This window comes from Methanospirillum sp. (assembly GCF_028679455.1).
Classification (GTDB): domain Archaea; phylum Halobacteriota; class Methanomicrobia; order Methanomicrobiales; family Methanospirillaceae; genus Methanospirillum.
Genome location: NZ_JAJRBM010000411.1, coordinates 1 through 13248 on the forward strand (window position 1 = coordinate 1; position 13248 = coordinate 13248).

Annotated in this window: 12 protein-coding genes and 1 pseudogene; 5 read left to right on the top strand and 8 right to left on the bottom strand. The window is 49.7% G+C overall.

Going from position 1 to position 13248, the window contains the following annotated elements; translation table 11 throughout:
• Nucleotides 1-129: 129 nt before the first annotated feature.
• The 8 genes from LUQ50_RS14010 to LUQ50_RS14045 form a co-directional block, all read right to left on the bottom strand.
• The gene (locus LUQ50_RS14010; RefSeq protein ID WP_300040729.1) at nucleotides 130-705 is read right to left on the bottom strand and encodes a hypothetical protein; all 576 of its coding nucleotides are present in this window, start codon (nucleotides 703-705) and stop codon (nucleotides 130-132) included.
• A 151-nt stretch (nucleotides 706-856) separates the two neighbouring features.
• Nucleotides 857-1216, bottom strand: coding sequence for a hypothetical protein (locus tag LUQ50_RS14015; protein WP_300040731.1), 360 nt, complete (start codon nucleotides 1214-1216; stop codon nucleotides 857-859).
• 9 nt (nucleotides 1217-1225) lie between these two features.
• Nucleotides 1226-1696, bottom strand: a complete 471-nt coding sequence (locus LUQ50_RS14020) for an acylphosphatase (protein WP_300040733.1) — start codon at nucleotides 1694-1696, stop codon at nucleotides 1226-1228.
• Between the two features lie 82 nt (nucleotides 1697-1778).
• The gene (gene pheT, locus LUQ50_RS14025) at nucleotides 1779-3392 is read right to left on the bottom strand and encodes a phenylalanine--tRNA ligase subunit beta (protein ID WP_300040735.1); all 1614 of its coding nucleotides are present in this window, start codon (nucleotides 3390-3392) and stop codon (nucleotides 1779-1781) included.
• Nucleotides 3392-4831, bottom strand: coding sequence for a phenylalanine--tRNA ligase subunit alpha (locus LUQ50_RS14030; RefSeq protein WP_300040737.1), 1440 nt, complete (start codon nucleotides 4829-4831; stop codon nucleotides 3392-3394). Before LUQ50_RS14030 ends, pheT begins: the two co-directional genes overlap by 1 nt.
• Nucleotides 4832-5147: 316 nt before the next feature.
• The gene (locus tag LUQ50_RS14035) at nucleotides 5148-6413 is read right to left on the bottom strand and encodes a tryptophan--tRNA ligase (protein WP_300040739.1); all 1266 of its coding nucleotides are present in this window, start codon (nucleotides 6411-6413) and stop codon (nucleotides 5148-5150) included.
• A 27-nt stretch (nucleotides 6414-6440) separates the two neighbouring features.
• On the bottom strand, nucleotides 6441-7448 hold the full coding sequence (endA, locus tag LUQ50_RS14040) for a tRNA-intron lyase (RefSeq protein WP_300040741.1): 1008 nt from the start codon (nucleotides 7446-7448) through the stop codon (nucleotides 6441-6443).
• 332 nt (nucleotides 7449-7780) lie between these two features.
• Nucleotides 7781-9247: an MFS transporter gene (locus LUQ50_RS14045; protein WP_300040743.1), complete on the bottom strand. Its 1467-nt coding sequence runs from the start codon at nucleotides 9245-9247 to the stop codon at nucleotides 7781-7783.
• Nucleotides 9248-9471: 224 nt separating this feature from the next.
• Here LUQ50_RS14045 and LUQ50_RS14050 point away from each other — a divergent pair, with 224 nt between their 5' ends.
• The 5 genes and pseudogenes from LUQ50_RS14050 to LUQ50_RS14070 all read left to right on the top strand — a co-directional run.
• Nucleotides 9472-11382, top strand: coding sequence for a proton-conducting transporter membrane subunit (locus LUQ50_RS14050; RefSeq protein WP_300040745.1), 1911 nt, complete (start codon nucleotides 9472-9474; stop codon nucleotides 11380-11382).
• Complete coding sequence (locus tag LUQ50_RS14055) at nucleotides 11379-12227, top strand: complex I subunit 1 family protein (RefSeq protein ID WP_300040747.1); 849 nt, start codon at nucleotides 11379-11381, stop codon at nucleotides 12225-12227. The genes LUQ50_RS14050 and LUQ50_RS14055 overlap by 4 nt, the downstream gene beginning before the upstream one ends.
• Before the next feature lie 12 nt (nucleotides 12228-12239).
• Complete coding sequence (locus LUQ50_RS14060; RefSeq protein ID WP_300040749.1) at nucleotides 12240-12683, top strand: NADH-quinone oxidoreductase subunit B family protein; 444 nt, start codon at nucleotides 12240-12242, stop codon at nucleotides 12681-12683.
• Nucleotides 12680-13063 carry an NADH-quinone oxidoreductase subunit C gene (locus tag LUQ50_RS14065; protein WP_300040751.1) on the top strand — a complete coding sequence of 128 codons (384 nt, stop codon included), beginning with the start codon at nucleotides 12680-12682 and terminating at the stop codon, nucleotides 13061-13063. The genes LUQ50_RS14060 and LUQ50_RS14065 overlap by 4 nt, the downstream gene beginning before the upstream one ends.
• Nucleotides 13063-13248: pseudogene (locus LUQ50_RS14070) on the top strand (NADH-quinone oxidoreductase subunit D); the annotation flags it as partial. The gene LUQ50_RS14065 and the pseudogene LUQ50_RS14070, both read left to right, overlap by 1 nt.

The window sequence follows — 13248 nt, forward strand, 5'->3', positions numbered from 1 at the left end:
ACCTGGCATCTACTGAAGAGACACACCGGCTCAGAAAAATATCACTTTACACCATAGAAGCACTGAAAAAGATCAGGGAACTTCGAGGGATCTCATATCCTGGCGAGGAAAAAGGAAAGACTGATCCCTTCAGAGAGAAAGCGGGAAATCATTAAGGATTATAGCAGGAAGTCTGACCGTAATATGATAGGCATCCTGGGGATAGTGTTCCTGCAGAACAAGAAGTGAACAGCGTTCAAGATTGCCATCCAGTTCCCGATCAAATCTGGCTTCAGCGGTTTTATAAAAATCAGTGATCGTGTTTACTACATCACTAAACTGATCCCCAAGAACCGCTCTTCCAAATTTTTCTCCGATCTCAAACGGAACCGGGAGATCGAGATCATCGTACCAGAGCAGGCAGCGGTCCACCTCAAGCAGGTCCTGCCCGATAATCACATACTTGAATTCAATATCCTGAATCCGATCACTTTCACCGGACATCGCAATCAGATTATACAGAAAATCAAGGAATAACCGTTTATTTGATCTCAACTCCCCCGATACTGCCTCACGGGCTAGGCGCTTTGCCATATCAGGAATTGAATCCTCCCGATCCAGCATTTGAAGAAATAACTCCTGTGATTTGATATGATTTACAATCACCTGGAGTGAACGGAACTGCTGATGGGTATCACCGATGCCACGTGTTCTCGATGGTGCCATATTACTGTTTCTGTAGTTGTTGTACAGATATATTCGTTCCTTTATCGTCGGGAATCAGGGACCACCAGGATGGGAGATCACGTACGATGACAGAAACCTAACCGATAAGATCCTGCTGATATATCGCAATATGTGATTCATTATAAAAATATTATGAAAAATCCATCTCATCCAGAAATGGAAGGACACCTTTGATGACAGATCTCCCCTCATGCACTTCAGAACTTGAGGTGATAGTGATCACGAGTGGAACCGATTTTAATGCATCATCAAAACATGGACTCATCTCACGCTGGAATGAGAGGAACGAAACAAGTTCAATGAATGGTCGTTCATGATCAGGAAAGGCTTCATGTTCCTTGAGATCTGCTGCATATGTCGAGGTTTTTGCAAGATCCTCTTCAAAGTACAGAATAATACTCACTTCACCCTTCCGGGCGATCGCTTCGAGAACCCGTATATCTACTTTTTTTCCGACATGTAATCCTGCCGGCGCATCATCTGTGGTCATACTGTTATGTTATCCCTGCGAGTGAATCGCCTCAATCATTCGTTCAAGCACATCACGACGCTTTTTTGACTCTTTTTTCATATCACGGAGGGCTTCAATCATATCGGTCTGGGTCTTGAGGGATCGTTTCTGCAGTTTAATCATCTCACGCATATACTCAAGAGCCAGTTCCGAACGCACAAACATCTCCTTCTGGAAATCACCAAAATGAGGTTCAAACATGGTGAACTCACCGGTATACTGTTGTTCAGTAACTTCTACCGAGTGAACCTCAATAAGCGGTTCCTCTTGTGCATGGAGATCAACAATGAACTGATCAAGCGCTGCTTCGTCTCCCTCTACCAAAATACAGACCCGGCCATCAGGTTCATTGGAAGCATATCCTGAGAGCCCATACCGGTTGGCTACCAGTCGTGCATATCCCCGATAACCGACTCCCTGAACCCTGCCTGAAACCAGGATGCGTAATCGTTTCTGCATAAGACTTCGCTGATACCAATCCGTGAGTCGGACGAGGGGTTGAACATTTCGAAAATGAGAGTCACGGAATAAGGGGAGAGAATTATTCCAGTGCCTTCAGATCTATCTCGATCGCAGAAACCGGCTGATCAATATCAAAGGCACTGAGCACTGCCGGGTGTATCTCCCCAAATACCCCAATCACTTTTCCATTGACCACGATGTCCGCACGTCGTCCGTCAATAAATGCAGGATCTGAACTCTCGGCAACATCATACGAGAGACCCATCTCACAACAGACCGAATCAATCACTGCATATGCCTCAGAGAAATCAGCGCCGGGATGGGTCGAAGCGAGTGCCATTTTCTGGCTGGTTTCAAGAGAACGGACCACATCACCGATATGGAAGATCTTTTGAGGGAGTTCGCGGCGTTTGTTGATACGGAGAAGGTCCAGAAGCAGGGGAAGAATATCGGTCCGCACCAGGGTCTGGTCCTCACTGATTGGATGAAGCACCCTGAGCACCCGGGAATCCTGCGGCCGCTGCATCTTCGTATACATCACATCGTCGCAGGAGAGGGTGAACGGCATGACCTCCTGGAATCCCAGACCACAACAGATCTCCCTGATCAGGCCGGCCCTTGCCATAATGGGGTGTTCACGACCAAGAGTAGGTGCTCGTGGCAACATGGTCTCAAGGTTGTCAAATCCATACCCAATCGCGACGTCCTCAAAGATATCCCAGTCATGCATAATATCTGCACGATAACAGGGAATCCTGACACGAACCACGCCAGGTCCAGCGGGTTCAGTCCCATACCGCATGCTTCTCAGTACCCCTGCCATCTCATCAGCGTTAAGCGAGCAGCCGATCAGTTTGTTGCAGGCTGAAACACTTACATCACGAATTGAAGGAGTGAGATCGGGACATGGCTTCCCATTTACGAACACGCCTTCACAGGTTCCACCTGCAGAGATCAGGGCAGTCGTAATCACTTTGACCGCGGTCATGACCGCTCGCTCATCAGTTCCGGTTACATCAAGAAGCAGATTTCTACTCTTCTCGGTCACCCGGGTCAGTTCACCGTTGATGATCGGCGGGAAGGAGAGAACATTTCCTTTTGCATCCTCGATCAGCGGCATCACTGGTTTGCCTGATACGATGTGAGCATAGTCACGACCTTTGGGATGTTTCTCCATGATCTCTGCAAGGGTCATCTCCTCGGTGAAATCGAGGGGAACAAACTTCCTGGTCAGCGGGGCACCGAAGTACCGGAATGGCGGAGTGACCTTGTCAAGGTCATGAACACCGATTGCCACCTTGGAACGGCCTCTGCCGACCACCCAATGGAGGGCTTCCTGAACACCCATGAGACTGATGATCGCTTCATTATCGAGTGAGATATTCCTAATGACAGCGGACCCGAGATACGGACGGATATCTTTCAGGTTCTCATCAACGGTAAACTGAATCTTCGCAGGAGCAACAGGATACTCCTCTTCGCCTGATTCAAGACCGAGAAAACCCCGCATGGCTCGGGCAACCCCTTCGGTTGAGTAGAGATCAACCCGGTCAGGGAAGAACTCAACATCAACCTGTTCATCAAGGATACGTTCAATGTCACAGCCGATCATCGGCAATCGGTCGATGATGGTCTTGCGGTCAGCACCGGTAAGCCGTTCGAGATATTTGTATGGGAGTGAGACAACCGGCATCAACAATCACCTCGGTCATTCATCACCGGTGTACGACGAACCCAGTCGATATCACTCTGGTAGAGTTCACGGAGATCTGATAGACCCATCCGGAGCATGGCTACCCGGGAGACTCCGAGACCCCAGGCAAGAACCGGACTTGAAATCCCCCATGGAGCGGTAACCTCTTCTCTGAAAATTCCTGCACCACCGAGTTCGACCCAGCCAAGTCCGTCGATCCAGACTTCAGGTTCTACACTCGGTTCGGTGTACGGGAAGTATGCAGGCCTGAACCTGACGTTTGAGAATCCCATCCTGCCATAGAACTCCTTGAGATATCCGAGGAGATGGCGGAAACTAACATCATCATCCATCACGATCCCTTCAAGTTGCTCAAATTCGGGTAAATGAGTGGGATCGATCGTCTCCCTGCGGTACACTCTGCCGATACAGAACGCCTTTTCAGGTGGATTCGGGTGAGTTGCAAGATGCTGAATTGAAAGAGAAGTGGTATGGGTCCGCAGGACTGTTGCCTTGGCTTTCTCGGGGTCCCATCTGCCACCCCAGCCACATGAGGAGGTCTCACCCCCGTGCTCATGAATATCCCTGACCTTCTCCCATCCGGCAGGAAGCTCAGAACGTTCTTTGAGATGGAAGGTATCCTGCATCTCACGGGCCGGGTGATCCTGTGGTTGGAAAAGAGCATCAAAGTTCCAGAACGCTCCCTGCACAACAGATCCATAGAGTTCGGTAAAGCCCATATCGAGAAGAATCCGCCGCATCTCGTTGATGAGTCGCTGATATGGGTGGATCTTTCCTGGCCAGACCGGACGTGGTTTCTTAGATATATCATAACGCCGGAGAGTGAGATCTCTCCATGCACCAGAACTGATCTGATCGCTTGTGAGCGTTCCGGTCTCTTCCACGAGTTCAATTCCTGATGCAGCAAACTTTTGTCCTGCTTCGGTGATCCTGATCGTGTATCTGACTGACTCCTCCTCTGCAGCAAGACCACGCTTGAGAAGTTCTTTTTTGACCTCGGGCGAAACTGTATCAGGGGAGGCCAGGGCCTTTTCAATGGGTGAAGGAGCCGCATTCCCGGTCTTGATTACCGAGCCACCATCAATTTTGACCCAGCCAAGGCGTTTCATCCACCCAAGACCGATCCTTGCATGAGGATGGTTATTCAGCTCTGCGATCGAGGATGATTCACCAAAACTATCATAGAGTTGCCGTTCAGGCAGTCCTTCAGTGCAGTATAGAGTACCTTCGCTGGTGAGAACAAGCCGGATGCTAACATCACGGTCAACCTCGGCAAGTCCTTTCTGGGAGAGCAGACCGCCATACTGGATGACCGATTCTGCCGGACGATCCAAAACTATTGCCAGCTCTTCCGGACTGGCAGTTCTGATTTTGGTTAGTTCGAGAAGCAATCGCTTCTCATTCAGTGCTAATTGCATACTCCCCTCCAGAGCAGGCATGGGTATGGTGGTATGGCCGGTGATTGGTGTGTTATCATATCATACATGAATTGATCTCCTGAAAACCTGACGGTACTGGTAATCGATTATTACAGGGGCCCGGAAAAAACCAGACCCCTACCTAAACGAAAAAAATGAGCCGAAGAAGAATAAGGGAAAGGACCCCATACTGCTCATAACTAATCCTAGTATCTGTTGCCGTGATCACTTATTATAAGGTGCGTTTTATCAGGCAATCTGGCGTCAGAGCCAGGGAGAAACTGCACATATCCACGCGAAAAAATGAGTGCCGTAATTAGCAGGATTTTCTGGCAAGCATATCAGACGCAACTGCCATCTTCTCTCTGAACTCGGCAAGAAATGCAATCACCCGGGATGCCGCTTCTTTCTTACACTGGCCACACATGAGTTCACCAGCGGTACATTTGCGGTGAATCTCTGCTAGTTCGGCATCGTCGGCAACCATATGGAAGAGGTTAAGTTGATAGACCGGGCACTTGTCTGCCTCTCCACCGAGTTCTTTCTGCTCCTGCAGGGTCATCCGGCCACCAGTAAGAGCAGCCATGATCTTCTTGGTAACCGCTTTGTCATCCTCATAAAAGCCAATGATGCTCTCCGGAACACTGGATGACATCTTGCCACCGGTGAGACCAGGGATGAACCGGTGAAAGGTTGCAGACGGGGTGACAAATCCATAACCACCATGAGCACGTTCAATTGCCCGGACCGTCCTGGAAACGATCTCATGGGAGACGCCGGTGACATCAATATGCCCTTCATACCGCTTTGACCCTTTGAACGCTTTTTGCACGGCATCCATCGCTTCAACAGGTGCATCTTTGGACCTGATACTGATATGGGTATCACGGTCCTCGATGGTAAACATACGAAGTTTATGGGCTATGCCCCGAGTAAGTCTGATATGAGGATCCTGATCAAGTCCGACCGGGACAATGGTCGGAGCAGGTTCATCGTCAACCTGGGGATAGAGGATATCTGATACCTGGGTAAGGACACTCATCGCATGACCGATGTCGGTCTCAGGGGTGAATCCATAAATGGCACTGAGCTCTGAAAAGTTTGCTCTACTTGAGGCCTCGAATGCAAGATCCTGAACCACCCGGTTCTGACTCTGCTGATACGTCTCTCCTTCATAACCGAGAGCAAACAGACAGGCCAGGTACTCGTTGCCATAGGTCTGGCACTGATCCCAAGAAAGGTTTCTGACCGCATGAGCCTCCCGGTCTGCGATACAGATATATCCATTTCCACCCTGTTGCACGTGCCAGACCACCTCTTTCATCACCATTAGGTGACCCAGATGCGGATGGCCTGAGGGCATGAACCCGGTTAGTATATGAAAGGGTTCATGCTGTGCAATTGCATTCGCAATCCTCTGGTAATCCCGGTGGCCGAAGACGATCCCCCGCTTCATAAAATACGGAACGTCAGGAAGATTCGTGATAGCGGTTTCCATCCGTTCAATGCCAAACTCGGTGTAGAGCCGCTCAATATCGACAGATTGATCTGAAGAAGCCCATGGATTTATTGTGGAGTTCATGGTATCCGATTTGTAATGATTCAGGTTTCAGAGTTTGATTCGTGCAAATTCTACGTACGCGATGCCTTCAGCATGTATGCACCCAAACAGCATCTTCTTTTTTACACTGTGAGCCATTCTGACTGATCGCGAGATACTGTTCATCGGCAGGGTGGTATCCGGCTCTATTGCCTGAACCAACATTTCAGAGTGTACTTTTCTGCCCAGATATACCCGGAAATGATGCCCGAACTTGTACCCGGTCTTGGGGATATAGTTCAGTGACCGCAGGTGCTGATAGACTTGTAATTTTGGTTCCATCTCGGTATCGAACTCGCGAATCATCTCCCGGTATTCCTGTGCCGGAATAACGTGACCCTGATGCTCCACGGTAACGAGCCCCTGTTCCATCAAAGAGATCGACTCAATGGTGGAGAGGACGATCCGCTCATCGTCAAACCGTTTCCCATAAAAACCCTGATCGTACGCGGATTCAGGTGCTGCCGGGATGATCACCGACCTGCTTGAGAGTAGACCGTTGACCGGTTCAGGCTGTTGTGTTGGCTCTAACGGTGCCGGTTTCTGAACCTTCACCTCATAATACGTGAGTTCAAACTCATCGTCAACTACCGCAAGGACATGGCGTTTTCGCATATTGGCAGTGGTCTGAACTTCTTTTCTGACCACCGCAAAATCAATGAGGTCACGTTCAGAGAGGACCCGAAGCATATAGAGGGACTCTCCTTTGCCTGGTTTTTCTCCCCTGCGAAAAATCCTAAAGTCCTGCGGTCCGGTCTGGACCACATAGCCACGTTCCCTGATGTCACGATATACCAGGAATGACCTGAGCACATGAACATCATCAGAAAAATGGACAAGGAGCGAGTCAAAATCAAACCCGGGTACCTCAATCCGGCCACGGTACACCAGGTACAGGGCTTCAACCGGTGAGAGACGGACGCCCTCTTTCAGCGGTCTGCCAAAACCACTCTGCTCATACAGGGTTAATCCGTCCTGCCCCAGCATGACGTGCCCACTATCTAGCCTCGCCTTCACGGCTTATTATTTTGGCGTTCCAGCGGCATAAAACCGCCCCATGAAACTTACACACCGGAGAATTTCATGAGAAATAAATCGCATGATGATATACGCAAGGATGGGAATATGAACCATCTATCACGGAACTGTAGGAGTCCGGGGGAATCCGGAGAAGAAACACGATCCCAGGAAAAGGTTCAGGAGAGGTCAGGAGTGGCAACGAGGGATGAAGAAACCATGATCTGGAGATTCATGAGGGACCGCATTCAGACAGCCGGGTGCCGGATAAATCGGGATAAAATACCAACCGTTGCCCCTGTTCAGAGCATGATAAAAAAGAGGGAAAGAAGTTATTGAGAAGATTCTTCCAGGTAATCCGGATGAACCTGGTCACGGGCCATGAAAGTCAGAATGAAAATAACGATACCAAAGATGAACGTGACTGCGAAGGTCAGGTCAAACCCGGCGGTCAGTACCTGCTGCTGGATGGCAACCGGCGCATTTTTCGTAACCCCGTATTCTGATGCAATTGCCATCATTCCTCTGATAAATATTACATTAAAGAGTGCAATCCCGATGGTCATGGGTGCAAACCGCTCAAGACTGGTCAGAGAGGACGTCATCCCCTGGAACCGTTTTGCCACCGAAGTCATGGTCATATTCGAGATTGGGGAGACGATAAATCCCAGACCAAAGCCGATCATCACTAAACAGACGATGATATACCAGAGGGAGGTGTTCACCCGCAGATGCAGGATCAGATAATACCCAATGAGCAGGAGAAAAGTCCCGATATTTGCAATCCGTCTCCCCCCTATCTTATTATATAATGAACCAGCCAGAAGACCGGTCACCATCATCGCAAAGGAGAGAGAAGTTAGGATCAAGCCTGATTCCGAGGTACTGTATTCACCCACATATTTCAGGTAGAACGGGAGGAGATAGTTGATCCCTGAGAACCCGAAATAGAGCAGTATCATAATAAGATTGAGGATCAGAAAATTCCGATCCCTGAAGAGTCGCAGTTCCAGCAGGGGGAATGAGAAGTGAAGTTCGTTACGGACAAACAATCCCAGAAGAATCAGCGCCAGAGCCAGTGAACCGATGATGACCGGAGAAGTCCACCCAAGTGCATCACCTTCAGACATACCAAACAGAAGCAGGGCAAGGCCTGAAAAGATGAGGAAGGCACCACTGCGATCAAACTTTTCCTGAGATGCTGAAGATGGTACATGCGGAATACATCGCTGACCCAGAACTACGGCAAGAATTCCTACAGGAATATTAATGAAGAAGATCCAGTGCCAGGAGAGGTACTCGGTCAAGATTCCCCCAATTGTAGGACCTATTGCCGTGCCAAGGGCAGCTGCGGTCATGATAAATCCCATCGCCTTCCCTTTCTGCTCCATCGGAATATATGCAGCAATCATAGCCGGAGCGACTGCAGTTATCATGGCACCCCCTATCCCCTGAAATGCCCGGGAACCTACGAGGGTCAGAAATGATCCGGTCAGATCAGGCAGCACACCACAGGTGAATGAACCAAGGGTGAAGATCATGAATCCGGTAAGAAAGATCCGCTTGAACCCGATAATATCAGAGACCTTCCCAAAGATCAGCACACAACCGGCCATGACAAGCAGGTATATCGTGGATACCCAACTCACCGCCGCTGATGAGAGCGAAAAAGCTTCAGATATCGAAGGCAACGCGATGTTGACAATTGTTCCATCAAGTGATGCCATAAAGATGGCAAGGGAGATCGAGACCAGGAGCAGGGAATAATCACCATTCTTCTGATCCGTACAAGAGTCCATAGGAATTATCATTCCTATCTCTCTTAAAAAAATCCATGTCCAACTCTGCGTCAGGACACGATATCAGAATAGTTATATTCAGGGATCCTGATCCTGATCAAATCAGCACCCTTCAAGCGGTCAATAATTCCTTCGGATCAGTTTATGAGCACGAGACGGAGATTCAGAGAACAAATTACTAATGATTAATAATGATAGATACCAATCTTTTGTCAGTGATGTACATGGAACTGCTCCTTTTCCTGATCCTCTTCCCCCTCATCCCCGCGATAATGCTCTATTATCTGTGGAGTGAGAATATCAGGGGGATCGTGGTAACAATTGGTGCGGGATTGACTGCTCTTGGGTCAATCCTGCTCCTTGCAATCACCACCGGACAGAATCAGTCGTTCTTCACCGTACCGGTATCAGGCATTGCAATCCTGATGCTGATCCTGGAGATCCTGATTGCCGGGTACCTTGTGATTGTGAGTCTCAAAGCAAAACAGTACCTGGTCATCGGGTTCGTCCTCCTGCAACTGATCCTTATCGGAGCAGCAGAGTGGACCGGCCTTCAGGGGCATGCAGAGACACCGGATCTGATTATTGATCAGTTCTCTGCTATCATGGCCGTAATCATCGGGGTCATCGGTGGACTCATCTGTATTTACGCTCTTGGATACATGCGTGAATACCAGAAACACCACCCCGATCTTTTCGATCAACGACCCCGGTTCTTTGCCGTGCTCTTCCTCTTCCTCTCGGCAATGTTCGGGCTGGTCTTTTCAAATAACCTCATCTGGATGTACTTCTTCTGGGAAGTGACCACGCTCTGTTCATTCCTTCTCATCCGGTACCCTGAGACCAGTGAAGCGATCAGCAATGCATTCAGAGCACTGTTATATAACCTGATAGGAGGAGCCTGTTTCCCGCTCGCTATCCTGTTCATCATCCTGACAGGAGGACCGGAAAACCTCGGGCTCGGAAGCCTGATTGCAGCAGGACCGGCAGTAGCCCTCATTCCTGCATGTCTTATCGCGATAGCCGGGTGTGCCAAGTCAGCCCAACTACCGTTCTCATCCTGGCTGGTAGGGGCAATGGTTGCACCGACCCCGGTATCAGCACTCCTTCACTCAAGCACGATGGTCAAGGCCGGAGTGTATGTGATCGCCAGGTTTGCCCCGGTTTTTGAGGGGCAGATCCTTGGAATGCTCATTGCCCTCATCGGTGGAGTCACATTCCTGGTCGCTTCCTGTATCGCCGTATCACAGAGTAATGCAAAGAAAGTGCTTGCCTACTCAACGATTGCAAACCTCGGACTCATCGTGGCCTGCGCAGGGGTAGGAACTCCGGAAGCACTCTGGGCAGCGATATTCCTGATAATCTTCCATGCTATCTCCAAGTCACTCCTCTTCCTATCTGTGGGAACGGTTGAGCACCGGATCGGAAGCAGGGATATCGAGGATATGACTGGTCTTGCCGGCCCGATGCCACGGGTAGGACTTATGATGCTGATCGGTATCGCAGGGATGTTCCTGGCACCGTTTGGTATGCTGATCTCCAAGTGGGCATCAATTCATGCATTCTCTCAGGCAGTTCCCCCATTCGGAATGATCCTGATCATCATTCTTGCATACGGAAGTGCCGTTACCGTCTTCTTTTGGGCAAAGTGGATGGGAAAACTGCTGGAAGTCAGAAAATGGGAGGAGTCCATTGAGTTCGCAATTTCAAAAGCCGAATGGGTTGCGCTCATCATTCTCACGGCTCTGACCATCATCGCCTGTTTTGGAATCGCACCAATCTCAACCTACCTGCTGGAACCATTATTAGTAAGCATGTACGGGCCGATCTCTCCGTTGATCTCCCAGTCAAACATGATGATCATGGTTCTGATGCTGGCACTCATCGTTGTTCTGCCGATGATGCTGATGAAGATATTTGTCCCAAAACGGAATCTCAAACGATATATGGGAGGTGTAACCGTGGAGAATGGACTCATGGAGGGAAGTCTCGGCATGAAGCGTGAGGTGTCACTCGGAAATCTGTACTTTGAAGATCTCTTCCCTGAAGCAGGACTTTCCCGGTACGGTTCTGCATTCACCATCGTCCTTATCGCAATGGTGGCTCTCGTGATCCTTGTCTGGGGTGCCATATGAACACGATTCTTGCCGCAGTCGCGTTTCTCATCGTTGCTCCGGTGATCGGGGGACTGATCAGCGGAGTTGACCGGATCATTACCGCACGAATGCAGGGTCGGGTTGGCCCGCCGGTGTTACAGCCGTTCCTTGATATTGCCAAACTTTTTGAGAAGGAAAAGGTAGGAGTCTGGCAGGCACCGGTTGTCCTGATATTTCTGCATCTGGCATTCATGGTAGTCACCGGCCTGATCTTCTTTGGTGGCGGTGATCTGCTGCTTGCAATATTTGCCCTCACCCTGTCAGAAGTATTCCTGATCCTGGCTGCATACAGCACCAGATCTCCCTATGCTCATGTCGGTGCCGGGAGAGAACTCATCCAGCTCATGGCAGTAGAGCCGGTCATCATCATCACCGCAGTCGGATTCTATATGGTGACAGGAAGCTTTGCAGCATCTGATATCTTCTCCTTTGCAGGGCTTCCAATTTTACTCTTGCCAGGAGTCTTCCTCTCGATGGTCTGTATTCTGACCTTCAAACTCAGGAAGTCACCATTCGATCTCTCGTCCTCACACCATGCACACCAGGAACTGGTCAAAGGTGTCATGACTGAGTTTTCAGGCTCAACCCTTGGGATGGTAGAGATCGCCCATCTGTATGAACTGGTCATCCTGCTCGGGCTGATGTATCTGTTCTTTGCCGGAAATCTCCTGCTTGGACTCGTAGCAGTTGTGATCGTGTACCTGCTTGAGATACTGGCAGACAACAGTACATCAAGGGTCAGATGGCTCCCGGCTCTTCGTGCTGCCTGGGTCATCACCCTGGTGCTTGGCGGAGGAAATATCATCATCCTCTCGATGCTCTGATGGAGAAATAATATGGCATATTTATCAAAATCACCCTGGATCCTCCATTACGATGCCTCCAGTTGTAATGGATGCGATATCGAGATCCTTGCCTGTCTGACTCCCCGCTATGATGTGGAACGGTTCGGGATCCTCAATACCGGAAACCCCAAGCATGCCGACATTCTGGTCATCACCGGCGGCGTGAACGAACAGAACCGGTCGGTTATCAAGAACCTCTATGACCAGATGCCAAACCCGAAAGTGGTGGTTGGTGTCGGTGTCTGTGCCTGCACCGGCGGCGTGTTCAGAGAATGCTATAATATCGCCGGAGGGGTCGGCGAGGTAATTCCGGTTGATGTCTGGATACCGGGTTGTTCTGTCAGGCCTGAACAGATCATCGACGGAATTGTGAAGGCTATCGGAATTCTTGAACAGAAACGAACAGAGATGGAACGTGCGGAGGCAGCAGCATGAGGAAGGAAGAGCAGGATACGAGTCCTGTAACCATCGAAAGCCTTGCATCTGAGGTACAGAAGCAGAAGGATAACGGGGCAAGGCTTGTGCAGATCGGCTGCGCCCGGGTTGGTGATGAGTTCAACCTGTATTACTCATTCGAGTCTGATGCAGACCGTCCGTTCCACTTTGTGGATCTCAAACTGGTGACCGATGGAACAACGCCTATCGGCAGTATCACCGGGATTTACTTTGCGGCATTTACCTATGAGAATGAGATTGCTGATCTGTATGGTCTGCAGATTACCGGTAATGCCCTCGATTTTAAGGGCACATTCATCACGACTTCAATCCCTCATCCGTTCGGGAAACCTACCGTAACCAAAAAGGAGGACACCTGATGAGCAGACAGATAGTAGTTCCCTTTGGACCACAACATCCGGTGCTTCCAGAACCGATTCACCTCGATCTGGTTCTTGAGGATGAACGGGTAGTTGAGGCGATTCCCAGGATCGGATATGTGCACCGTGGTCTTGAGAAACTTGTTGAAAAACGGGATTACAAGGATTATATCTTCATTGCAGAG